The sequence below is a fragment of the Streptomyces sp. NBC_00083 genome (genome assembly GCF_026343295.1).
Classification (GTDB): domain Bacteria; phylum Actinomycetota; class Actinomycetes; order Streptomycetales; family Streptomycetaceae; genus Streptomyces.
In genome coordinates, this window is record NZ_JAPELY010000001.1 from 2617740 (window position 1) to 2642706 (window position 24967).

The following is a 24967-nucleotide window of genomic DNA, read 5'->3' on the forward strand; positions in this document are numbered from 1 at the left end:
GCGTTCCTCAATCGGTGTGGGTGGGATGGACGGGTGCCCGGGTCAGGCGCCCGGCTGCTCGCTCAGCGCCGCCAGACACTGCCGGGCCCGCTCCGGCAGGACGTACTCGCCTTCCTTCGCGATGCGGTCGTACAGCGCCTCGACCCGCTCGTAGTGGTCGTCGAGGTTCTGGTCGAGCAGGTGGTACTCGGACTTGTTGTAGATGCCGAACTGCAGGTCGGTCATCAGGCCGAACGGATCGATGTCCGCCGCCCGCCGCGTCCCGCCGAACACCAGGCGCAGGAACTCGTCGACGCTCTCGTAGCCCAGCGTGGCCAGGAGGAACTCGATCGACGCCCACTTGCGCCTGACCTGGTGGGCACGCTCGTCGGGATCGACGATGAAGTCGAGACCGCTGGTCATGCCCTTCGGGTAGTGCACCTTGTTGAAGCAGCGCAGATCGATGGTGAGCCGGTCCTTGGTCGTGCGCGGCAGGGTGCTGTCGGCGTGCGCCCGGTAGTTGTCGAAGACCAGCGCGTCACCCACCCGGCTGTCGCAGTAGTAGCCGGGCGAGGGGGTGTCGGCGTACGTCTTCGCCCAGTACATCGCCATGAGGAAGTCCCGCACCGACGGCAGGTCGAGCTCGGACAGCTTCCCTTCGAGGAACAGGTAGAGCGCCTTGTCGACGGCGTCCTTCTCCTCGCCCTCCAGGCCGCACTCCAGCATCCGCTCGTACACGTACGGGAGGTTGGGCGCCTCCAGCTCGGCCTCCTCGAAGATCACGAAGGGCTGCCGGCTGAGCGGCGTCGGGGTGAGCGCGGTGTGGAAGCTGCGGTATTCGGTGGGGAATCCGAGCTGCTTCTTGACCAGCGACGGGATCTGCAGGGCGATCGAGCTGGCCGCGTGCGTACCGTACGGCCGCTTCTCGGCCGGCACGATGAACGCGTTCACGACCGCCGTCTCCACCTCGGGGAAGTGCTCCTGGACGATGCCCTGGTTCAGGTCGTAGAAGCGCTTCGCCGACGGCACGAAGAGCACACAGTTCTCGAACATGGTGGAGACCGGGAAGTAGCTGCCGATCGAGGCGGCGGCGAAGCTCTCCTGGATCACCGCCTGGCAGCGCAGCTGACGCGCCAGGTTGTCCGCGAGGTCGTCGTCCAGATTCATCGGGACGACGTGGGTGGGGTGCGACTCGGGCAGGAAACGGCTCGCGTTCAGCGACCGGTTCGGAGGCAGGCGGACCTCCCAATCCTCCTTCTCCACTTGGTACTTGTCGAGGACGGGGGAGAGCTGCTCGGCGTGCACCGCCGCCGAGGAGTGCAGGAAGGTGCCGGTCTTCTGGTAGGTGCCGGTGACGGTGGTGTCGTCGTCCACCGTCGCGCCCGGCGTCTGTGTCGCGTCGCTCATGACGTCGTGTTCTCCGCTCGGTCCGAAGTGTTGATGCGGTGCACATAGGTGCGGACGAAGTCCTCGTCGACGGGCGGGGACGGGTAGTCCCGGTCGCCGAAGACGGCGCCGCCCACCGGGAGCGCGGCGAACATGTCCGCGAGACCCTGCTCCGTCAGCCCGTCCACCAGGGCGGCGATCCGGGCCAGCGGGCCGGCCGGGTGCTCGGCGGCGAACGCCAGGGCCCGCTCGCGCCAGGGGCCGAAGGGCACGACCTCCGCGCCGCCCGCCGCGGCACCGACCATCTCGAAGAAACGGCCGAAGCCGGGAGCGCCCGCGTTGACGAAGTCGTGGTCCCGGCCGATGCGTTCCAGGTCGTCCGTCATCGCCGCCGCGATCGTCCGGCACAGGTAGTCGACCGGCAGCACCGTCGTGAGGTCGGCGTCGAAGGCCGGGAAACTCCCCAGTTCCAGGCTGCCGGTGATGAGGTTGTGCAGGAAGTCGCCCCGGTCGAGCCGGAAGTGCCCGGTGCGGGTCGAGGCGCCCACGAACGGCAGCCGGTACGTCGACGCCCGCGCGCCGCGCCAGCGCGCGGCGGCGACCATCTGCTCCGCCTGCCACTTGGAGGTGAGGTAGCCGAACTCCCGGTCCTCCTCGGTGACTTCGTACCCCAGGTACTTGGGCAGCGTGGCGAAGGTGGAGACGAAGTGGAACGCCTTGCCGCGGCCGCGCGAGGCCAGCCGCAGCGCCTCGTGCGTGCCGACGACGTTGGGGCCGATGTAGTCGTCGAGCGGCCGCATCCAGTCCACGAGGGCGCCGGAGTGGCAGATGGCGTCAACCTGCTCGGCCAGGTCGTCGAAGTCCTCCTCGGCCAGGCCGAACAGCGGCTGGGCGAGGTCGCCGACGACCGGGTTGAGGAGCGGCGCGAACTCCTCCTGCCACAGGCCGTACGCGTCGAGCGAGGCGACCAGGCGCTCCATGCCCCGGCGGGCGTCGTCCGCCCGCACCAGGCAGTAGGCGACCACCTCGGACGCCAGCAGCTCGTGCAGCAGATAGGCGCCGACGAACCCGGTGGCGCCGGTGACGAAGACCGCCTCCGGGCGGACCGGCGCCGCGCCGGCGTTGTCGAAGCGCAGCTCGGGGTCGAGGCAGCCCTTGCGGGCCGCGGAGAGGTCGACGCCCGAGCCGGCGGCGCTCTCGGCCGTCCCCGTGGCGCTCGCGCCCGGGGCCGTCGCGGGCGCCGCTTCGAGCCCCGCCTCCAGGAGCTTGTCCAGGAGGAAGTCCGCGAGCGAGGTCAGGTTGGGATGGTCGAAGGCGATCTTCGCCGGAAGGGCGAGCCCCGTCAGGTCCGCGAGCTGGTTGCGCATGAGGACCGCGGTCAGCGAGTCGATGCCGATGTCCTGGAGGGACACGCTGACGTCGACGGCCTCCGGCGAGGCGAAGCCGAGCGTCTTGGCGACCTCCGCACGCACCACGCCCAGCACCACGTCCGGATACTCCGGCGGCGCGGCCTCACTGAGGAGCTTGCGCAGGTCCGCCGCGCCACCGGCGCCGGAACGCTTGGCGGAGTTGCCGCTGAGCAGCGACCGGAACAGCGGAGGTATGCCGCCGCGGCTCTCGTAGTAGTGCTGGACGCGGTTCAGGTCGAGCGCGGCGGACATGGTCAGCGCCCGGCCGCTCCTGACGGCCAGCTCGAAGAGTTCGAGGCCCTCGTCGGGGGCGAGCTGGTCGAGGCCGAGCTGGGCGAAGCGCGCCCGGTCGAACTCGCTGAGCCCGGCGGCCATGCCCGCGCCCTCCCAGGGGCCGAACGCCACCGAGGTGGCCGGCAGGCCCTTGGCCCGGCGCAGATGGGCCAGCGCGTCGAGGAAGGCGTTGGCCGCGGCGTAGTTGCCCTGGCCCGGCGCCCCCATGACGCTCGCGATGGAGGAGAACATCATGAAGAAGTCCAGCTCCCTGTCCTGCGTCAGCTCGTGCAGATGCCACAGGCCGTCCACCTTGGGCAGGAAAACCGCGTCGAACCGCTCCGGCGTCAGATCGGTCAGCGCGCCGTCGTCCAGGACACCGGCCGCGTGGACCACGCCGCGCAGCGGACGCTCCTCGCCGAACAGCTCCAGCACCGCGGCGACGTCCTCGCGAACGGCCGCGTCGCACGCCACCACCGTGACCGTGACGCCCCGTTCGGCGAACTCCGCCACCAGGTCCGCGGCCCCCGGGCTCGCCGTCCCGCGGCGCGAGGTCAGCACCAGATCGCGTACGCCATGGGTGTCGGCGAGCCATCCGGCCACCCGCCGGCCGAGATCGCCGGAGCCACCCGTGACGAGCACCGCGCCGTCCGGGCGGACGAACTCCCGCTGCTGGGCCGGGACCAGGACCACCTTGCCCACGTGCCGGGCCTGGGCGATGAAGCGCAGCCCGTCGGAGGTGTGCGTCATCGGGAAGGCCCGCAGCGGCAGCGGCACCAGCTTGCCCTGGCCGAACAGCTCGGCGATGGAGACCAGCATCCGCTGGATGAGGTCGGGGCCCGCCTCGGGCAGGTTGTAGACGGTGTACGTCACACCCGGGTGGCTCCGGTCGATGGCGGCCTGCTCGCGCACATCGATCTTGCCCATCTCCAGGAACCGTCCGCCGCTGCCCAGCATGTCGAGACCGGCGTCGATGAACTCGGTGGCCAGCGAGTTCAGGATGACGTCGAAGCTCCCGCGCGGCTCGCCGCCGCCCGCGCTCCGGCCGAAGCGCTCGACGAACCCGAGGTCGCGCGAGGACGCGATGTGGTCGTCGTCCAGGCCGAGTTCGCGCAGCGCGGGCCACTTGGGTTCGCTCGCCGTGCCGTACACCTCGGCGCCGTGCAGCTGTGCCAGCTGCACCGCCGCCATGCCCACGCCGCCGGCCGCGGCGTGGATCAGGACCCGCTCGCCCGCCCGCAGCGCGCCCAGCTCGTGCAGGCCGTACCAGGCGGTGAGGAAGGTCATCGGGATGGTGGCGGCCTCCTCGAAGGTGAGGTGCTCGGGCATCCGCACCACCTGGCGCGCGTCCGTGATCACCTCGGAGGCGAACGAACCCCGGGCCAGACCGAGCACGGCGTCGCCCACCTTCACCTGGTCGACGCCGGCGCCGACCTCGGTGACCACACCCGCGAACTCCAGGCCGAACGCCGGGATCTCCACCATGCCGAGCGCGTTGAGCACATCGAGGAAGTTCACCCCGGCGGCCCGCACCTCGGCGCGGATCTCACCCGACGCGACGGCCCGCTCCGGCAGCGCCCTGACCTTCAACGGCTCGTCGAGGCGGCCCTTGGCGGCGATCTCCAACTGCCAGCGGCCCTCGGCCGGGAGCTCCAGATCGCGGGCGGACCCCACCCGCAGCAGCTGCGGTACGAGCACCTCGCCGTGCCGCAGGGCGCACTCCGGCTCCGTCTCCAGCATCAGCGCGGCGGGCAGCGCCGCCCGGTCCGCCGCGTCCTCACCGAGGTCGATGAGGCGGAGCCCCAGCTCGGGGTGTTCATTGCGCGCGGTGCGCATCAGGCCCCACAGCGGGCCGGCGCCCAGGCCCGACACCATGTCGTCGGCGCCGGTGCCCACCGCGTGCCGGGTCACCCACACCAGCGGGGTGCGGAGCCCGGTCTCCACCGCCTCCTTGAGCTGTTCGAGGCCCTGCGCGGCGAACGCGTGGGCCTGCGCGGGCACGTCGGCGTCCGAGTCCCACAGGCAGACGAGGCCGTCCAGGTCCTCGGCGTCCGCCGGCTCCCGGACCTTGATGACCTGGATGCCGGACCGGGCGAGCAGGGTCTTGACCTCGCGTTCCCACGCGGCGTCGCCACCACCGGGGGCCAACATGCCCCAGGATCCGCCCAGTTCGACGCCCGAGGTGTCGGCGGGCCGCCAGTCGACCTGGAACTGGAAGCGGTCCACGCCCGCCGCGGCGAGCCGGCGCAGTACGGCCCGGTCCACGCGGCGCGCGTGCAGCCGGTGCAGCCGGCCGACGTGGACGCCGTCCCCGTCGTGGATGTCGAGCGAGGCCCAGAACTCACCCTCGCCCAGCTCGAACTCGGCGACCCGCACCCAGATCTCCGACAGGCCCTTGACGCGCAGCGACAGACGCTCCGCCTCGAACGGCACGAACAGGTCGTCGCCGGTGCGGTTCTGCAGGCGCTGCGTCAGCAGCAGCGAGTGCATCGCCGAGTCGAGCAGGGCCGGGTGCAGGACGTAGCCGCCGGCGGACTGCTCCGCGTCCTGCGGCAGCGCGGCCCGCGCCCACACCTCCCCGCCGACGTGCCACGCCTCCTTGATGCCCTGGAAGGTCGGCCCGTAGCCGTAGCCGAGCGCGTCCAGGTCCCGGTAGAGGGCGGACGCGTCGAGCGGCTCGGCGCCGAGCGGCGGCACCGTCACCGATGCGGTGACGGGGGCCTCCTGCGCGGGCGTGAGCCGGCCCTCGGCGTGCAGCTGCCAGGCACCGTCCTCGCCCTCCGGCGCGCTGTACACCTGGACGGGGCGGCTCTCGCCGAGCCTCGGGCCCACCGTGACCTGCATCCGCACCGGCACCCCGGCGGCGAGCACCAGCGGCGAGGCGATGACCACGTCCGACAGGTCCCACGCCCCCTCGTGCGCGGCGTCGCCCGCGGCCCGCATGGCCTCGAAGAACGCCGTGCCCGGCATCAGGACGGCGTCCATCACCCGGTGCTCGCGCACCCACGCCGGCTGGTCGGACGCCACCACGTTGGTGAAGAGCGACAGTTCGGTGCCGGCGATCTCCACCCCGCCGCCGAGCAGCGCGTGACCGGTGGCGCTCAGACCGGCGCCGGTCTCGCGGGACAGCGGCGGCTCGAACCAGAACCGCTCCCGCTGGAAGGCGTACGTCGGCAGGGCCACCCGGGCGCCGCCGAACGGCGCGAAGTAGCCGTCCCAGTCGACCGGCACGCCCCGCACGTGCAGCTCGGCCAGGCTCCGCTGGACGACCGAGGCGCCGTTCTTGCCCGGGGTGCACGACGGCACCCACGACACCGGGCCCTCGTCGGCCAGGCAGGCCGCGCCCATCCCGGAGAGTACGGGCTGCGGGCCCAGCTCCAGGAACGTGTTGGCGCCCTCGCGGTGCAGGGTGCGCATGCCGTCGCTGAAGCGCACCGCGCTCCGCACCTGGCGGACCCAGTAGTCCGGCTGTTCCAGCTCGCCCGGCGCCGCGCGCTCACCCGTGAGGCTGCTGACGAGGGGGATCGCCGCGGGGCCGAAGGTGACGCCCCGTGCCACGGCACGGAACTCGTCGAGCATCGCGTCCATGTGGTGCGAGTGGAAGGCGTGGGACACGGTCAGGCGCTTGGCCCTGCGGCCCTGCTCCGTGAAGTGTGCGGCGATCGCCTCGACGGCGTCGGCGTCACCGGAAAGCACCGTCTGCGTGGGCGTGTTGAGCCCCGCGACGTCCAGCCTGCCGCGCAGCCCGAGCGCGTCGAGGGCGGCCAGCGCCTCCTCGCCGGTCACCTCCAGCGACACCATGGCGCCGTCGCGGGCGGGCAGCGCCTGCATCAGACGGCCGCGGGCCGCGACGAGACGGCAGGCGTCGTCCAGGTCGAACACCCCCGCCACATGCGCGGCGGCCAGCTCGCCGATGCTGTGCCCGAGCAGCAGCTCGGGCCGCACACCCCAGCTCTCCCACAGCCGCCACAGCGCCACCTGGAGCGCGAACAGGGCGGGCTGCGTGAAGTCGGTGCGGTGCAGCAGCGCCTCCTCCGCACTGCCCGGCGCGGCCCACATCACCTCCAGGAGGGGCTTCTCCAGAGCGGTGAAGCGGGCGACGACCTCGTCGAGCGCCTCGCGGAAGACCGGGTGGACGTCGTAGATGTCCTTGCCCATGCCCGGCACCTGGCTGCCCTGGCCCGTGAAGAGCAGCGCGAGGCGGGGCTCATCGGCGTGGTTGCCGGTGCGCACCGAATCCGCGGGCAGCTCGCCGGTGCGGGCGAACGAGGCGAGCTTGTCGAGGAGTTCGGCCTTGTCCTTGACGGGGAGCACCAGCCGCCGGCGGAAGTGGCTGCGTGTCGTCGCCAGGGAGCGGGCCACATCGCCCAGGCGGTCCTGGATGTTCATGCCCATGTGCAGGTGCAGGTTCTCCACCTGCCGGCGCAGGGCGGCGTCGCTGTGCCCGGACACCACGAACGGCACGGTGGGCGGCAGCGGCGCGGCCACGGCCTCGGCCACGGGCCGGGCGGCCGGCCGCGGCGGCTCCTCCACGACCACATGGGCGTTGGTGCCGCCGATGCCGAACGAGCTGACGCCCGCGCGGCGCGGCACGTCCTTCGCCGGCCACGGACGCTGGGACCGGACGAGCGCCATCCCGGCGCCCTCCCAGTCCACCGCGGGGGTGGGCTCGGTGACGTGCAGGGTCTGCGGGAGCGTGTCGTGCCGCATGGCCAGGACGACCTTCATCACCCCGGCCAGCCCCGCCGCGGCCTGGGTGTGACCGAGGTTGGACTTGGCCGAACCGACCCACAGCGGCGCCCCGTCGGCACGGCTGCTGCCGAAGACCTCGGCGAGCGCGGTGCCCTCGATGGGGTCGCCGAGCTTGGTGCCGGTGCCGTGCGCCTCCAGATAGTCGATGTCGCCCGGCTGGAGCCCCGACGCGGCCAGGGCGGCGCGGATGACGCGCTGCTGGGCGGGGCCGCTGGGCGTGGTCAGGCTCGCGGCGTGCCCGTCGTGGTTGACGGCGGTGCCGCGCAGCACGGCCAGCACGGGGTCGCCGTCGCGCTGCGCGTCGGACAGCCGCTTGAGGACGACCGCGGCGGAGCCCTCGCTCCAGCCGGTGCCGTCGGTGTCGGCGGAGAACGACCGGCAGCGGCCGTCGGCCGACATGCCGCGCAGCCGGCTGAACTCGACGTGCAGTTCGGGCGTGAGCATCAGGCTCACACCGGCCGACACCGCCAGATCGCATTCGCCGTTGCGCAGCGCGTTGCACGCCAGGTGGGTGGTGACCAGGGACGAGGAGCAGGCCGTGTCCAGGGTGAGGGTGGGCCCTTCGAGGCCGAACACGTACGACACGCGGCCGGACATGGTGCCGCCCGCGGACCCCGGTCCCACATACCCGTCGAGGTCGGTGAGGGTGCCGGCCATGGTGAGCCCGTACTCGTGGTACGCCGAGCTCTTGCCCACGCCGATGAACGCGCCGGTCTGGCTGCCGCGCAGCCGGTCCAGTGTGTAGCCGGCCCGCTCGAACGCCTCCCAGGTGGTCTCCAGGACCATGCGCTGCATGGGTTCGAGGGAGCGGGCCTCGCGCGGCGAGATCCCGAAGAAGGGGGCGTCGAAGAGATCGATGGGGCCGACGAACCCGCCCCGGCTGCAGTACGAGGTGCCGGGCACCTCGGGGTCGGGGTTGTACAGCGCCTCCGCGTCCCAGCGGTCCTTGGGCACCTCGACGATGCCGTCGCCGCCGCGCTCCAGCAACTCCCAGTACTCCTCCGGGGTGTTGGCGTCTCCTGGCAGGCGGCAGGCCATGCCGATGATGGCGATGGGCTCGTCCTGCACGGCGCGCCGGCGGTCGGGCACCACCACGCGGCTGCCGCCCGTCTCACCGGCCAGATGGGCGGCGAGGGACTTCACCGTGAAGTGCTCGAAGAGCTTGGCGCCGAACACCGGCCGTCCGAGGAGCTCTTCGAGGCGCCGCTGGACGCGGACGACGCGCAGCGAGTTGCCGCCGATCTCGAAGAAGCTCTGGTTGACGCCGATCCGGTCGTGGCCGAGCACCTCGGCCCAGACGGCCATGATGTCCCGCTCCAGCTCGTTGGCGGGCCTGGCCGCGGCGTCGACCTCCACCACCGGGTCCGGCAGCGCCTTCTCGTCGATCTTGCCGTTGGGGGTCAGCGGCAGCTCGTCCAGCTCCACGATGAACGCCGGGACCATGTACTCAGGCAGCCGCTCGGCCAGCCAGGGCCGCAGCAGCCGGTTGAGCGGCACCTCGGCCGGCTCGCCCACCGCGGGCGTGTTGGCGTAGGCGTCCAGCGCGTCACGGTCCCGGGCCGGGGCGGGCCGCGGGCTCAGGTCGGGGCTCTGGCCCGGACGGGAGAACACGGCGTCGCAGAGCCAGGGGGAGCCGGAGCGTCCGGGCAGCAACGCCAGCTCAAGGCCGGCCTCCTGGGCGGCGGCGGCAAGGTCGGCGGGGTCGGTCCACGAGGTGGGCGCCGGAGTGGTGGCGCCCCTGATCTCCAGGGCCGGGGCGACCCGTCCGCAGACCTCGGCGAGGCGGCCGTTGGGGATGCTGTTCAGTCGGAGCGGGGTGTCGGTGACGGCGCCGAGCGCGGCCCGGAGCGCGGCCGCGTCGAACGCCTCGGCCTGCCAGTCCTTCTCCGCCGCCGGGGTGGCGGCCCGGCCGGCCTCGCCGATGTGCAGGGTGACGTCGTAGCGGTAGCGCGTCATCTCGTTGGCGTAGCGGCCGTCGCGCAGGGTGATCTCGACGCGGGTGATCGACGGGAACAGCTGGGGCAGGTTCGCGAAGTAGTCGCGGCTGAGCACCAGTTCGCGCTCCGCGCGCAGGGCGCGCCCGGTGCGGCGGGCCAGCTCGTCGGCGCCGATGCCGCCGGCCTCGCCGTCCGCGCGGAAGTCCGCCACGTCGGCGTGGAACACGTCGAGCGTGGAGAGGTCGCGTACGTCACCGAGGAAGACGCGCCCGTTGGTGACCGCCCCGGTCGCCCAGGCGAGGACCGACGTCAGGTAGTCGACGCCGGGGAAGTACTGGGCCACCGAGTTGAGGACCACGGTGTCGAAGGCGCCCTCGGCAACCTCGGGCAGGGCATGGGCGGCGCGCTGTTCGCAGGTGACGTGGGGCAGCGAGGCCAGCTGCCGCCGGGTCATGTCGACGGCGGCGGCGGAGGCGTCCACGGCGTGGTAGGTGCGGCAGTGCGGGGCGAGACCGAACAGCATCAGGCCGCTGCCGGAGCCGATCTCGAAGACGTTCTCCGGCGCGTAGGAGAGGATCCGCCGCACGGAGCTCTGCTGCCAGTCGCGCATCTCCGCTTCGGAGAAGGGGAGCCCGTCGTAACTGTTGTGCCAGCCCGCGAGGTTGAACGTGGCGTCCGCGGACGCGGGTCGGGCGCCGGAGGGAGCGCTCTCGCCGCCCCCCTCGTAGGCGCGGTCCCAGGCGGCGGCCCACTCGGCCAGGGCGGCGCCCCGGTCCACGGGGGCGGGGCCGGCGTCGGTCGTCTCGCGGACGCAGTAGGCGACCAGGTGCTCGTCGCGGCCCACCACCACGGCGCGCCGGACCGCCTCGTGACGGCCGACGGCCGCCTCGACGTCCGCGAGCTCGATGCGGTGGCCGCGCAGCTTGACCTGCCGGTCGTTGCGCCCGAGGAGGGTCAGCCGGCCGGGCCCGGCGAAGCGCGCCACGTCACCGGTGCGGTAGAGGGCGCCGGGTCCGAAGGGGTTGTCCGCGAAGCGGAGCCGGGTCTGTTCGGGGTCGTTGCGGTAGCCGCGGGCCACTCCGGCGCCGCCGATGCACAGTTCACCGGGGAAGCCGAGCGGTACCGGCGCGAGGTGCTCGTCGAGGACGTACACCTGGGTGTGGTCGACGGGGCTCCCGATGAGGATGTTCTCCTCGTCGGCACGGGCCGCGACCTCCCAGACCGTGGACCACACGGTGGTCTCGGTGGGGCCGTACATGTTCCACACCGAGAGCGCGTCCGATGTGGCGAGCAGCCGGTCCGCCAGGTCGCGGGGGAGTGCCTCCCCACCACACAGGATCTTCTTCAGTGTGGTGGTGCCCCGCCAGCCCCCCTCCAGCAGCAGCTGCCAGGTGGCGGGGGTGCCCTGCATCATGGTGATCGCGTGGCGATCGAGGAGCCCGCTCAGCGCCTTGGCGTCGAGGGTCTCCCTGGCCTGTGCGATGACGGTGGTCGCGCCGCTGAGCAGGGGCAGGAACAGTTCGAGTACGGAGATGTCGAAGGACACCGTGGTGACGGCGAGGAGCCGGTCGTCGGCGGTGCACCCCGGGCGCCGGCGCATGGCCGCCAGGAAGGTGGCCAGCGCCCCGTGGGTGATCTCCACTCCCTTGGGGCGGCCGGTGGAGCCCGAGGTGTAGATGACGTACGCCAGATCGTCGGCGCCCGCCTCGACCGCGAGGTTCCCCCCGGTGCCCTGTCCGGTGCCCGCGTCGACGCCCACGCAGCGCGCTGCCCAGGCGGCGAGGGCGGTGGGTGGGGCGGCCGGGGTGACGATCAGCTTGGGGTCGGCGTCCTCGACCATCTGACGGATGCGTTCCGCCGGGAACCTGGGGTCGACGGGGACGTAGGCCGCGCCCGTCTTGAGGACGGCGAGGAGGGCGACGACGAGGTCGATCGAGCGGTCCAGGGCCACGCCGACCAGGTCGCCGCGGCCCACGCCCCGCTCGCTCAGCGCGTGGGCCAGCCGGTTGGCGCGGGTGTTGAGCTCGGCGTAGGTCAGGCTCTCGTCCGCGCAGACCAGCGCGGTGTCCCCGGCGTGGCCGAGCGCGGCCTCCTCGAAGAGACGGTGCAGGACCGGCAGGGTAAGGGCCCCGGCGCCGGAGGTGGTGTTGAACTCCTCGACGAGGAGCGCTCGTTCGTCGGCGCCGAGCAGATCGACGGCGGCCGGGAGCAGCCCGGTGGCGGCGGCCAGCCGGCCGCACCACGCGGCGAACTGGCCGGCGAGCCGGGAGACGTCCTCGGCCGCGAGGCGCGCGTCGTGGTGGAAGGAGACGAGTACGCCGTCGGCGGACCCGTCCCGCTCGACGTGGAGTTCCAGCTTCGGGCGGTCACCGCCCCGCTCGTCGGTGCCGTGCTCCCCGGGGTCGCGGGCGCCCCACGAGATCAGGACGTCGGGTATGAGCGTGCCGTCGGCCCAGCGTTCGCGCAGCGCGTCGTCCCGGCCGATCGCGTCGCGGCGGATCCAGCCGCGCTCCTGCCCGCGGGTGAACTCCTCGCGCACCAGGCGCAGGTTCTCCGCGACCGTCGCGTCGGCGTCGAACCGGCACGCGAGCGGCAGCCACGCGCTGAACAGCGCGCGGTGCGCGGCGTCGACTCCCGTACGAGGGGCGGACATCGCGAGGTGGACGACCTGCTCGCCGCCCGCGCGTGCGAGGAAGAGCCCGAGCGCTCCGGCGAGGTGCGCGGCGGCGCCCGCCGGGCCGTCCGGGCCGTCAGGGTCGCCCGGAGGCGGGACGGGGCAGCGTACGAGGACGGGATCGGGCCGCTCGGCGGTGCCGGAGGGGCCTGCGGCGGGCTCCGGGAGGGGCTCCGGACAGGGCAGTCGGCAGGGGTGGCCGGCGGCCTCGGTCAGACGGGTCCGCCAGCGGTTGGCTGCCTTGGAGGCCGCGAGGCCCGCGTCGGTGAGGCGCGCGCTCGCCTCCCCGCCGGGGGAGTCCAGAACGGTGCCCGGACCAACCTCCAGGCGCAGGGCGGCAGTTGAGACCGGAGTCTCCTGGCCCTCCAGGGTGCACAGCCGGGTCAGGGTGATGCTTCCGGTGCCGGTGGCCACCCGCAGGCCCGACGCGTCGTCGCAGGAGAGGACCGTGCCGGGTGCGGCGGCGGTGGTGTCCGAGGCGTCGCCGTTCGTGACGTGGGCCTCACGGACGGCGTAGACACGGCTGCCGGCAGCGATCTTGGGCCACACCAGCGGGCTCGCGAACGGGCCGTAGTCGGCGGCCCGGACCAGGGCGGCGACGCGGTGCGCGGGCAGGCTCCAGTCGATGAGGCCCTCGGCGGGGAACTGGGTGTGCCGCGAGAAGTAGCGGCGCGCCGCCGTGTCCTGCGGGGTCGCCGTCGCGCGGCCCTGCGCGATCTCGTCGAGCAGCGCGTCCAGACCGGCCACGGCCGCCTCGTCGCACTTCAGGCCCAGCGACAGTGCGGTGTCGTCCGGCGCGATCGGCACCGGCACGCGGCCGAGCACCGCGCCGCCGTCCACCGTCTGGGCCATGCGGTGCCAGGTGATGCCGTACTCCTGTGCCTCCTCCGCGACGGCCCAGGACGGGGCGTGCAGGCCGGAGTAGGCGGGGAGCGGACCGTAGTGGTAGTTGACGGCCTCGCGCGTCGCGCAGGCCAGCAGCGTTTCCGGGACCACCGCGTAGTTGCCGGCGCTCAGCAGGAGGTCGCAGGTGAGCTGCGCCGTGCGGGCGGCCGCCTCGGCCGGTTCGTAGTGCGCGATGCCTGCCTTGACCGCCCAGGCCCGAGCGGTGGCGTCCCCCGTCACCACGGCCGTGACCCGGTGGCCTTTCGCCACGAGTAGGTCGCCGCAGCGGACGAGCACGCTCCCGCCACCGATCAGAACGGAACTCAAAGAAGTCACAGCCATGTCTCCCCCGTGATGATCCACGGCGCGTCCATGAGCGCCGGCCGTCCCGGGGCAGGCGGCATCGACGCCCGGGGCGGCCCGATGAGGAGGCCCCCAGGTGTCGGATCCCAGCGCGCGTACAGGGGTGGCCCCCCGTGCGCCCGTGCCGATTCCCCCGAGATCGAGCGGCGTCGACCCACGCGCCGCCATGCGGGCGTGAGGTGTTCGCGCTGTCAGGATTGCCAGTACGCCAAGTGCTGAACTGCCGAAGTGCGTTGGTGCTGTGGTGCAGGAACGCGGTCGTGCAGGAGTGCGCAAGTACCGGATAGCAGAAGTGTGTTGATGCCAGGTCAGGGGCCGGAACGTCCCCACGTCGTTACCCCGGTTGTTCCACGGGGCGCCCCGACCCATCATTGGCCTGCCGTGAGAGCCACCGCAAGGCATGACGGTAAAGATCTTCGAGTGAAACCCGGGTGATGGGCATCACATGTAGTGGTCACACAATGCGCTCCTCCCATCGGCGGGGTGCGGGCACACTTGCTTCGGCCGCGTCGCTCCAACCAGCCTGCCCGAGAGCGGCGTTGGGCCGCGGGGACAGTACGACGACGTACACGAGCGAGGGGACCGCTATGCCCGACGAGTCGGCCGAGCCCAGAGGTGCGGCGCGGGAGGTCGACCCGGCCCGCGTCCTCGCGCTGTGCAGCGGCGCGAGCTTCATGGCGTTCCTCGATCTGTCGATCATCAGCATCGCCTTCCCGGACATCCTCGGCGATTTCCCGAGTGCGTCGCTCAACACCATGACGTGGGTGCTGAGCGGCTACACGATCCTGCTGGCCGCCGTGCTCACACCGGCCGGAAGGATCGCCGACAGCATCGGCCGGCGCACCGTCTTCCTCTGGTCCCTCGCCGCCTTCACGGCGGCATCGCTGGTCTGCGCCGTGGCGCCGTCCATCTGGTGGCTCATCGCGGCGCGGGTCGTCCAGGGCGCGGCGGCCGGTGGCATGATCCCCGCCGCGCTCGGCCTGATCCTCGCCACGACACCGCGGGAGCGCATCGCGCGGGCGGTCGGCACCTGGTCCGCGGTGGCGGGCTTTTCCGCCGTCATCGGACCGGCCGCCGGCGGCCTCCTGCTGCGCGCGTTCGGCTGGCGCTCGGTGTTCTACATCAACCTGCCGCTGTGCGGCGCGATGCTGCTCGCCGCCGTCGTGATCCTGCCGAAGCGGCGCTGGCCCGGCACCGGGGACCGGCTGCCGGACGCGGTGGGCAGCATCGCGCTCGCCCTGGGCATCGGCGGCGTGGTGAGCGCGCTCACCGAGGGGGACACCTGGGGCTGGACGGACGCCCGCACCATCGGGCTCGCCCTCACCGGCCTCGTGCTCATCGCCGTCACCGTGGTGCGCTCGCGCACCCACCCGGCTCCGGCCCTGGAGATGTCGGTGTGGCGCAGCCCCGTCTTCCGCACCGCCAATGTGGGTCTCGGACTGCTCAACATGACGATGTTCGCCTGGATGCTGGCGGCACCGCTGTTCGCCGCGGACATCTGGCACTGGTCGGTCCTGAAGACGGCCGGCGCCCTCTGTGTCGGCGCCGTCTCCTCGATGGCCGGCTCGCTCGCCGCGGGGCGGCTCACCCGGCCCGCGACCCAGGTGAAGGTGACGGTGCTCGGCGCGCTCTCCTTCACCGGCAGCAACGCCATCTGGGCCTCCGGCCTGTTCGGCGCGACACCCAACTTCCTCGGCGGCTGGCTGCCCGCCGCGATCCTCGGCGGCGGCGGCCTCGGCCTCGCCATCACCTGCCTGTCGTCGCTCGCGGCCGGGACGGTGCCGCCCGCCAAGTTCGCGGGCGGCCTCGGCATGACGCTGACGGTGCGTCAGGTCGGCGGTTCGGTCGGTGTCGCGGGCTTCGCCTCGATCATGGCCTCGGGGGCGTCTCCGGGTGGCATCGCCTCCTTCCACCACGTCTATGCCGCCGCGATGGCCGTCAACGTCCTCTGCGCGGCGGTGGTGTGCACGATGCTCCTCGCGCTGCGGCCGAAGCCGGCGACCGCGGGCGCGGCCCCGGCACCGGCGCCGCCGGCCCCGCAGGACCGGGGAGCCACGCCGGCGCCGTAGCGCGGCCTGCGTCAACTCCCGTACAACGCGTCTCGTTTGGTGCTCGCGTGCGTGCGACGGCCCCCACCCCGTACCGGCATCCCGTACCGGACAGAGGGATGGGGGCCGTCGCACGGAGAGAGGCAGGCCCCCCGGACGCGGCGCGATGGCCGTGCGCCCGGGGGGCCTGTCGTTCCCTCGGCTCCCGGCCGCGCTGCCGCGGCCGGCGGGACCTAGGCGGAGGGCACGCGGATCAGCAGGGCGTCGCCCTGCCCGCCGCCGCCGCACAGCGCCGCGGCGCCGAGACCGCCGCCGCGACGGCGCAGCTCGTACGCGAGGTGGACGACGAGCCGCGCGCCGGAGGCGCCGATGGGGTGGCCGAGTGCGATGGCGCCGCCGTCGACGTTCACGATGTCGGGGCTGAGGCCCAGCTGCTCGGTGGAGACGATGCCGACGGCGGAGAACGCCTCGTTGATCTCCACCAGATCCAGGTCGGAGGCGTCCAGCTTGGCCTTGGTCAGGGCTGCCCTGATCGCGTTCGACGGCTGCTCGTGCAGGCTCGCGTCCGGCCCGGCCACCACGCCGTGGGCGCCGATCTCGGCGATCCAGGACAGGCCCAGCTCCTCGGCCTTGGCCTTGCTCGCCACGACCACGGCCGCCGCGCCGTCGGAGATCTGGGAGGCCGTACCCGCCGTGATGGTGCCGTCGGCGCTGTACACCGGGCGCAGCTTGGCGAGGACCTCCGCGGTGGTGTCGGGGCGGACCCCCTCGTCGGTGTCGCACACCACGGGGTCACCCTTGCGCTGCGGGACCGTGACCGGCGCCATCTCCTCGGCGAACCGGCCGGCCGCCGCCGCGGCCGCCGCCCGCTGGTGCGAGGCCGCGGCGAAGGCGTCCTGCTTCTCGCGGGTCACCCCGGCGTAACGGCTGTTGTACTTCTCCGTCGAGACGCCCATGCCGACCTGGTCGAAGGGGCAGAACAGGCCGTCGTGGATCATGTGGTCGATCATCTGCACGTCACCGGCCTTGAAGCCGGCACGCGACTTGGGCAGCACGTGCGGAGCCTGCGACATGGATTCCTGGCCACCCGCCACGACCAGGTCGAACTCGCCCGCCCTGATCAGCTGGTCGGCGAGGGCGATGGAATCGATGCCGGAGAGACAGACCTTGTTGACGGTCAGCGCCGGGACGCTCATCGGGATTCCGGCGGCCACGGCGGCCTGGCGGGCCGGGATCTGGCCGGCGCCCGCCGTGAGCACCTGCCCCATGATCGTGTACTCCACCTGCTCGGGCGCCACCCCGGCCCTCTCCAGGGCCGCCCTGATCGCGATGGCTCCGAGCTGAGCACCGGAGAAGTCCTTCAGAGCCCCGAGCAGACGACCGGTGGGGGTACGGGCCCCAGCCAGGATGACGGAACCGGACACGATGTCCTCCGTGGGTAGAAGTTGTGGACCACAACACGGCTACATTACCCACGAGTTGGGGTCGCGAGGCGCACGCTCCTGCGGTGTGAGCGAGGGCACAGCCGAACGGCCGAACGCCGCGCGCGACCCCCGGAACGGCCGTCACGACGCAGGTGCTCATGCGGGCAGGTGTTTGTTCGTGCACATGTGCCCGTAGGGCGGCAGGGGTGTCCCGGCCTATTGTTGCCGCTGTCCGCCGGGTCGGCATCGAGAAAGGCCCCGCATGGCCAGCGCATTTCAGGTGCACAAGCTCAAGGGAATGTTCGCGGCGTTCGACGCGGACGGTGACGGTTGCCTCTGCGAAGACGATTTCACCGCGCTCGTGGCCCGATGGCGCCGGATGCCGGCGGTCGCCCCGGGCACGGAGCTCGACGGGCGGGTCGAGGCGCTCCTGATGGGCTGGTGGGCGGCGCTCCTCGCCGCGGGGAACGGCAGGGGTGACGGCAGGGTCGACATGGACGAATTCCTCGGCCTCGTCGACGAGTTGCCCGCCAGGGTCGCCGAAGTGACCGCGACCGCCGACACCCTCTTCGACGCCGTGGACGCCAACGGCGACGGCCGCATCTCCGCCGACGAGCACCGCACCCTCGTCGAGACCTGGAACGGCCGACCCGTGGACACGGCAGGGGTGTGCGAGAGGCTCGACCTCGACGGCGACGGCCACCTCGACCGCGGGGAGTTCGCCCTCCTGTGGAGCCAGTTCTGGATCAGCGACGACCCCGCGGAGCCGGGCAACTGGCTCTGCGGGCGCATCCCCGCCCCGTAGGCCGGCGGGGCGCGGATGGCAGGGTGGTGAAGGCGCGCGTACCCGCTCCCCACCTGGAGGCCCCGGCATGGCTGTCATTCACCGCACCGACCTGAACCCGACCAAGGTCGAGCTGCTCACCGCCTGGCTCCCGTCCCGCCCGTGGTACCGGGGCGCGGGCGCCCCGGAGTTGACCAGGGCCGGCGGGTTCCGCCTCGACGACCCGCAGGGAGACGTGGGGATCGAGTTCCTCGTCGTCACCGACGGCTCCGGGGCCGAGGCCACCGCCTATCTGGTGCCGCTCACCTATCGGGGTGCTCCGCTCGACGGGGCCGCCCACGCCCTCGTCGGCGTGATGGAGCACGGTGTGCTGGGGCGGCGCTGGGCCTACGACGCGTGCCACGACCCGGTGGCGGTCGCCCAGTTGGCCGCGCTGATCGAGGGCCGGGCCGAGGCCCAGGACCAGAACGTCAGCCACGTGCCGGACCGGGACGTCGCGCGTTCCTTCACCGGTGACGGTCCGGTGTTCGCCGGGGCCCCCACCGCCGTGGACGACCGGGAGGGCACCGCGCTGGCCGGCCCGCGGGGTGCGGTCCTCCGCCTGCACCGCACCCTGCGGCCCGCCCCGCAGGGCCCGCTGGAGCTCCCGCGGAACGCGACCGGTCACGTCTCGGGCCCCTGGCGCACACCGGACGGCACCCGGGCCGACGGACTCCTCGCCGTCCTGTACACCAACGCACGGGCCTAGCGCCCGAAAGCCCGGTCTACGCTCGGCTTGCCCGCACCGGAACAGATCCCCGGGTGCGAAGACGAGAGGGAAGATCCGTGACCGATGACCAGGGCGGCGTGGTCCTGTACTGGCGTCCCATGTGTGCCTACTGCATCAGACTCCGTCTGCGGCTGCTCTTCTCGCCGCTGCGGTACGTCAAGGTCAACATCTGGCGGGACCCCGAGGCGGCCGCGTTCGTCCGCTCCGTCGCCGACGGGAACGAGACCGTGCCCACCGTGACGGTGGCCGGGCGCCCGATGGTGAACCCGTCGAAGAAGGAGCTGCTCGCGGCAGTCGCGGCGCACTCCCCGGGCTCGATGTCCTGAGCCTGCGGTCCGGCCGCCCGCCGGCCCGGCCGGTGGCGGCTGTTTCTCCACCATGTCCGGGTCTCTTGCGGCCAGTTGGGACGCGAGCCGCCGTGCACCCTCGCTCGGGCAGCGGCACCATCCGAGCACGGATGGCGGGGGCGTCTCATGGGCCGCGGGCGCGTGAGGCGGAGACGGGGGAGTCGCATGAGGAGCGCGGACGGGGACCAGGGACAGGCAGGGGCGCCGGCACCGGAACGCCGGGTCACGGCCGCCGCACAGGGCGACGTGGTCGTCTTCATCATCGGGATGCGGATCAACCGCTGGCGTTCGGTACGCCACTGGCTGCCGGTCCTCGGCGCGATGCCGCGCATGCTGAAGGAGCTCTCGCGGGAGGAGGGGAGCGGCCTGCTGGCGCTGCGCGGGCTCGGCGGCGGCGCTCGTGTGCACGGCGTCGTGCAGTACTGGGAGTCGCGCGAGAAGCTGCTCGCCTACGCCTCCGACCGGGCAGGGGCGCACCGGCCCGCGTGGGCGGCGTTCAACCGCCGCGTGCGCGCCGGCAAGGGCGGCGTGGGGATCTGGCACGAGACGTACATTGTGCCGGCCGGCTCGTACGAGTCCGTCTACGTCGACATGCCGCCGGCCGGTTTGGGTGCGGCCTGGGGGTCGAGCCCGTGGGGCTGCGCGGGGAGCGGGCCGCGCAGCGGCCGGCGGGCGGCGCCGACTGGCGGACCGCCCGGCGACCGTCGTCCCGCGCCGCTCAGGCGGTGGCCTGCTGCTGGATGCGGATCATGTTGCCCGAGGGGTCCCGGAACGCGCAGTCGCGGGGCCCCCACGGCTGGTCGACGGGCTCCTGGAGCACCTCGGCGCCGGAGGCGCGCACCTTCTCGAAGGTCGCGTCGAGATCGGCGGTCCGGAAGACGAGCGTCGGCAGGGCGCCCTTGACGAGGAGCTCCTGCAGGGCGTCGCCGTCGCTCCGGGAGCGGCCGGCGTGCGGCTCCGACAGGACGATCTCGAGCCCCGGCTGGCTCTCGCTGCCGAGGGTCACCCAGCGGAAACCGCCCGAGGCCACGTCGTTGCGGACCTCCAGGCCCAGCGCGTCGCGGTAGAAGCCGAGCGACTCGTCCGGGTCGTTGACGGTGACGTGACAGTACTGAAGCGCGATGGTCATGGCGTCAACGTTAGGCGGCGCTGCCGTCGTCCGCTCCCCGGTTCCGGCGCGCGGCGGTGCGCGTCGGGCGGGTGTGCAGCTTCGCCACGCACGGGGGCATCGCCGCGACGGCGCTGTGCTCCCGGCTGCGGTACGCGCTCGGTGTCTCCCCCACGACCTCGGTGAAGCGGGAGCTGAACGAGCCGAGCGACGTACAGCCGACCGCCATGCACGCCTCGGTCACGCCGGCCCCGCCCCGCAGCAGCGCCATGGCGCGCTCGATGCGTCGGGTCATGAGGTAGCTGTAGGGCGTCTCGCCGTAGACGGCGCGGAAGCGGCGCGAGAAGTGCGCCGGGGACATGAGCGCGTGCCGGGCCATCGCCGGAACGTCCAGCGGCTCGGCGTACTCCCGGTCGATGAGGTCCCGCGCCCGGCGCAGGTGCACGAGGTCGGCGAGCTCTTCCGGGGTCATGCGACCGACGCTACCACCGGGCCCCCGGGCCGACCTGCCCGCTCGCGGCCGCCCGGGGACACGGTTCAGTGCAGGCCCTCCGGCAGCGGCGAGGGCGGGGCCTCGCGCTGGTGCGGGAAGGGCGCCGGGCCGGGCAGGCCCCGCTCGATGGAGACCGTCCGGGCCGGGGCCGGGATCGAGATGCCCTCGGCGCGGTAGCGGCTGTGCAGGCGCTTGATGAACTCGTGCTTGATCCGGTACTGGTTGCTGAACTCACCCACACCGAGGATCACCGAGAAGTTGATCCGGGAGTCGGCGAACGTGTGGAAGCGGACGGCGGCCTCGTGCTCCGGCAGCGCCCCGGTGATGTCCGTCATCACGCTGTCCACGACCTCCAGGGTCACCCGCTCGACGTGCTCCAGGTCGCTGTCGTAGCCGACGCCGGCCTGCACCACGATCGACAACTCCTGCTCCGGGCGCGTGTAGTTGGTCATGTTGGTGCGGGCCAGCCGCGCGTTGGGGATGATCACGAGGTTGTTCGACAGGTTGCGCACCACCGTGTTGCGCCAGTTGATGTCGACGACGTACCCCTCCTCACCGCCGCTGAGCCGGATGTAGTCCCCGGGCTGCACGGTCTTCGACGCGAGGATGTGCACCCCCGCGAAGAGGTTGGCGAGGGTGTCCTGGAGCGCGAGCGCCACCGCGAGGCCGCCCACGCCGAGCGCGGTGAGCAGCGGCGCTATGGAGACCCCGACGGTTTCCAGGGCGACCAGGATGCCCATCGCCACCACGACGACGCGGGTGATGTTCACGAAGATCGTGGCCGAGCCGGCCACACCGGTCCGCGCGTGCGCGAGGGACTGCACGAGCCCCGCGACGACCCGGGCCGCGGTCAGGGTGGTGATGAGGATGAGCAGGGCGGTCAGCGTGTGGTTCACGATGCCCGAGACCCGGCCGGTCAGCGGCAGCTCCGCCGCGGCCGCCGCGGCGCCGCCCACCACGGCCGCCCACGGGGCGATGGTGCGCAGGGCGTCGACGATGATGTCGTCCCCGGTCCACCGGGTCCTGAGCGCGTGCTTGCCCAGCCACTTCAGCACGATGCGCACGAGCAGCCCGGCGGCGATGCCCGCGGCCATCGCTATGGAGGCCGCCACCCAGTCGTGCAGGACAACGCCTCGGTTCAACGGGCACCCGCCGGGCGCGCGGGGAGCGGGGGCTGCGCGGAGGGCGCCGCGGATCGCCGTATGTGATGTGTCGTCACCTTGTCACCTGTCAGATCGTGCTGCCTGGAGCCTCGTTCGAAGGGCCGCCCCTGCGAACGGGCTGCCATCCTGCCGCATACGGCGAGCGCCGCCGCGCGCCGGTGCACGCCGGGCCGGCCGGGGCCCCGGCCACCCTCCGCCGCGCGGCGGGCACGGAGCGTGCGGGGAGGCATCAAACGCGGGCCGCGACGGTATACCTCCCCGTAGGGAACCCGTCCTTCCCGGCGGCCGGCCGCCGGTGCCCGGTATCATGGACGGTTCCCCTCCAGGGCGGCGGGAGCCCCTCGCGGGCAGGCCCTGGTGCGGCCCGGGAGCCCGCGTCCCGTCGTGGCCCCGGTGGAACCGGCCGGTCCCTCAATCCCGGCCCGAGCCCCTGACGGCCGTAGAGACGATCACGTGAGGAGCGAGGCGATGAGCGAGCGATGTGACGGGATCGTTCAGTACTTCGACCGTGAGAAGGGCTACGGGTTCGTCGTGCCGTTCGGGCAGCAGGACGCCATCTACGTGCGCCGGGAGGACATAGAGGGGGAGTCGCGCACGCTGTCGGAGGGCCAGCAGGTGTCCTTCGTCATCGAGCTCGCCGTGGGCCGCTTCGAGGCGCGTGCCGTACGCCCGTGAACGGCGCCCGGCGCCGTGCCGCCGCGCCGGGCGACGCTTTCGCGCCACCCCCGCCGTGACCGCCCGGCCACCGCGGGTGACCGCGGCCGGGGCCCCGTCATGAGCCGGGGCGATCAGGAGATATCTTGATGTCGAGCAATGTTGCAGACGTGGAGCGGAGCACCCGGTGACTGACTCGACCATCATCTACACCCACACTGACGAGGCGCCGGCCCTGGCCACGCACTCGTTCCTGCCCGTGATCCAGGCGTACGCCTCGACCGCCGGTGTCACTGTGGAGACCCGAGACATCTCGCTCGCGGGGCGCATCATCGCGAGCTTCCCCGAGTTCCTCGAGGAGAGCCAGCGGATCGACGACGCGCTCGCCGAGCTGGGCGAGCTGGCGAAGACGCCCGGCGCGAACATCATCAAGCTGCCGAACGTGTCGGCCTCCATCCCCCAGCTCAAGGCCGCCGTCGCCGAGCTGCAGGGCCAGGGCTACGCGCTGCCGGACTACCCGGACGACCCGAAGAGCGACCAGGACAAGGACGTCCGCGCGCGCTACGACAAGATCAAGGGCAGCGCCGTCAACCCGGTCCTGCGCGAGGGTAACTCCGACCGCCGCGCCCCCGCGTCGGTCAAGAACTACGCCAAGGCCCACCCGCACCGCATGGGCAAGTGGACCGCCGACTCGAAGACGAACGTCGCCACCATGGGCGCCAACGACTTCCGGTCCACCGAGAAGTCCACGGTCATCGCGGCCGACGACACCCTGCGCATCGAGCTCGTCGCCGACAACGGCACCACCACGGTGCTCCGCGAGTCCGTACCGGTCCTCGCCGGCGAGGTCGTCGACGCCTCCGTGCTGCGCGTCGCCGTGCTGCGCGAGTTCCTCACGGAGCAGATCGCCCGCGCCAAGGCCGAGGGCGTCCTGTTCTCCGTCCACCTCAAGGCCACGATGATGAAGGTCTCCGACCCGATCATCTTCGGGCACGTGGTGCGCGCCTTCTTCCCCAAGACGTTCGCGAAGTACGGCCAGGCCTTCGCCGCGGCCGGCCTCACCCCGAACGACGGCCTCGGCGGCATCTACAAGGGCCTCGAGTCGCTGCCCGAGGGCGCCGAGATCAAGGCGTCGTTCGACGCCGAGCTCGCCGAGGGCCCGGAGCTCGCCATGGTCGACTCCGACCGCGGCATCACCAACCTGCACGTCCCCTCCGACGTCATCGTCGACGCCTCCATGCCCGCCATGATCCGCACCTCGGGCCACATGTGGGACCGCAACGGCGCCGAGGCCGACACCCTCGCCGTGCTGCCGGACAGCAGCTACGCCGGTGTCTACCAGGCCGTCATCGAGGACTGCCGCGCCCACGGCGCCTACGACCCGTCGACGATGGGCTCCGTGCCGAACGTCGGCCTCATGGCGCAGAAGGCCGAGGAGTACGGCTCGCACGACAAGACCTTCGAGATCCCGGCCACCGGCACGGTGCGCCTGGTCGACGCCGCGGGCAACGTGGTCCTGGAGCAGACCGTCGCCGAGGGCGACATCTTCCGCGCCTGCCAGACCAAGGACGCGCCGATCAAGGACTGGGTCAAGCTCGCCGTCACGCGCGCCCGCGCCACCGGCGACCCGGCCGTCTTCTGGCTGGACGAGGGCCGCGCCCACGACGCCCAGCTCATCGCGAAGGTCCAGCAGTACCTGGGCGACCACGACACCGAGGGCCTGGACATCCAGATCCTCACCCCCGTCGAGGCGACCAAGCTGTCCGTGGAGCGCATCCGCCGCGGCGAGAACACCATCTCCGTCACCGGCAACGTGCTCCGCGACTACCTGACCGACCTGTTCCCGATCCTGGAGCTGGGCACCAGCGCCAAGATGCTCTCGGTGGTCCCGCTGATGAACGGCGGCGGCCTCTTCGAGACGGGCGCCGGCGGCTCCGCCCCCAAGCACGTCCAGCAGCTGGTCAAGGAGAACTACCTGCGCTGGGACAGCCTGGGCGAGTTCCTCGCGCTCGCGGTCAGCTTCGAGCACCTCGCGACGACCACGGGCAACGCGCGCGCCCAGATCCTCGCCGACACCCTCGACCGCGCCACGGGCACCTTCCTCAACGAGGACAAGTCGCCCAGCCGCAAGCTCGGCGGCATCGACAACCGCGGCAGCCACTTCTACCTCGCCCTGTACTGGGCGCAGGAGCTGGCCAAGCAGACCGAGGACGCGCAGCTCGCGGAGGCGTTCGCGGCGCTCGCCAAGTCGCTCTCCGAGCAGGAGACCACCATCGTCGACGAGCTCGTCGCGGTGCAGGGTTCGCCGGTCGACATCGGCGGCTACTACCAGCCGGACGCCGCCAAGGCGACCGAGGTGATGCGCCCGTCGGCCACCTTCAACGAGGCCATCGCGACCCTCGCCTGACCCCGCTTCCCCTTCGGGGGAACGCGGTCGAGCGTGCCGCTGCCGCCCCGGCCGGACTCCTTCCGGCCGGGGCAGCGGCGTGTGCGGGACGGTTCCGCAGCCTCCGGGGTGG

The 24967-nt window shown here is 72.7% G+C and carries 12 protein-coding genes and 1 pseudogene; 7 read left to right on the plus strand and 6 right to left on the minus strand.

The genetic code is table 11. The features are described 5' to 3' along the window. Positions 1–42: 42 nt before the first annotated feature. Together OOJ98_RS11640 and OOJ98_RS11645 are read right to left on the minus strand one after the other, a co-directional pair. Complete coding sequence (locus OOJ98_RS11640) at positions 43–1386, minus strand: hypothetical protein (RefSeq protein ID WP_267054564.1); 1344 nt, start codon at positions 1384–1386, stop codon at positions 43–45. Beyond that, entirely contained in the window at positions 1383–13637 is a 12255-nt protein-coding gene (locus OOJ98_RS11645) for a polyketide synthase (protein ID WP_267054565.1), read from the minus strand. Before OOJ98_RS11645 ends, OOJ98_RS11640 begins: the two co-directional genes overlap by 4 nt. 608 nt (positions 13638–14245) lie before the next feature. Between OOJ98_RS11645 and OOJ98_RS11650 the strand changes: the two genes are divergently transcribed. Then, on the plus strand, positions 14246–15727 hold the full coding sequence (locus OOJ98_RS11650; protein ID WP_267054566.1) for an MFS transporter: 1482 nt from the start codon (positions 14246–14248) through the stop codon (positions 15725–15727). Positions 15728–15939: 212 nt separating this feature from the next. On the opposite strand, the gene OOJ98_RS11655 is transcribed toward OOJ98_RS11650, so the two are convergent. Beyond that, entirely contained in the window at positions 15940–17130 is a 1191-nt protein-coding gene (locus tag OOJ98_RS11655) for an acetyl-CoA C-acetyltransferase (protein ID WP_267054567.1), read from the minus strand. Between the two features lie 262 nt (positions 17131–17392). On the opposite strand from OOJ98_RS11655, the gene OOJ98_RS11660 reads away from it, so the two are divergent. The 4 genes and pseudogenes from OOJ98_RS11660 to OOJ98_RS11675 all read left to right on the plus strand — a co-directional run. Continuing rightward, positions 17393–17935, plus strand: a complete 543-nt coding sequence (locus OOJ98_RS11660) for an EF-hand domain-containing protein (RefSeq protein WP_267054568.1) — start codon at positions 17393–17395, stop codon at positions 17933–17935. Between the two features lie 67 nt (positions 17936–18002). Then, the gene (locus tag OOJ98_RS11665) at positions 18003–18662 is read left to right on the plus strand and encodes a 1,4-alpha-glucan branching protein (RefSeq protein ID WP_267054569.1); all 660 of its coding nucleotides are present in this window, start codon (positions 18003–18005) and stop codon (positions 18660–18662) included. A gap of 77 nt (positions 18663–18739) precedes the next feature. After that, on the plus strand, positions 18740–19009 hold the full coding sequence (locus tag OOJ98_RS11670) for a glutaredoxin domain-containing protein (RefSeq protein ID WP_267054570.1): 270 nt from the start codon (positions 18740–18742) through the stop codon (positions 19007–19009). A gap of 186 nt (positions 19010–19195) precedes the next feature. Further along, positions 19196–19695 (plus strand): annotated as a pseudogene (locus OOJ98_RS11675) (DUF4188 domain-containing protein); the annotation flags it as partial. 53 nt (positions 19696–19748) lie between these two features. Here the strand turns inward: OOJ98_RS11675 and OOJ98_RS11680 are convergent. The 3 genes from OOJ98_RS11680 to OOJ98_RS11690 all read right to left on the minus strand — a co-directional run bounded on the left by OOJ98_RS11680 (position 19749) and on the right by OOJ98_RS11690 (position 21773). After that, on the minus strand, positions 19749–20159 hold the full coding sequence (locus OOJ98_RS11680) for a VOC family protein (RefSeq protein WP_267054571.1): 411 nt from the start codon (positions 20157–20159) through the stop codon (positions 19749–19751). A 10-nt stretch (positions 20160–20169) separates the two neighbouring features. Beyond that, a complete protein-coding gene (locus OOJ98_RS11685) occupies positions 20170–20610 on the minus strand; it encodes a helix-turn-helix transcriptional regulator (protein WP_267054572.1) in 441 nt (146 codons plus the stop codon). A gap of 65 nt (positions 20611–20675) precedes the next feature. Further along, positions 20676–21773: a mechanosensitive ion channel family protein gene (locus OOJ98_RS11690; RefSeq protein WP_267054573.1), complete on the minus strand. Its 1098-nt coding sequence runs from the start codon at positions 21771–21773 to the stop codon at positions 20676–20678. Between the two features lie 489 nt (positions 21774–22262). On the opposite strand from OOJ98_RS11690, the gene OOJ98_RS11695 reads away from it, so the two are divergent. Together OOJ98_RS11695 and OOJ98_RS11700 are read left to right on the plus strand one after the other, a co-directional pair. After that, complete coding sequence (locus OOJ98_RS11695) at positions 22263–22469, plus strand: cold shock domain-containing protein (RefSeq protein WP_267054574.1); 207 nt, start codon at positions 22263–22265, stop codon at positions 22467–22469. A 166-nt stretch (positions 22470–22635) separates the two neighbouring features. Beyond that, complete coding sequence (locus tag OOJ98_RS11700; RefSeq protein ID WP_267054575.1) at positions 22636–24855, plus strand: NADP-dependent isocitrate dehydrogenase; 2220 nt, start codon at positions 22636–22638, stop codon at positions 24853–24855. Positions 24856–24967: the final 112 nt, after the last annotated feature.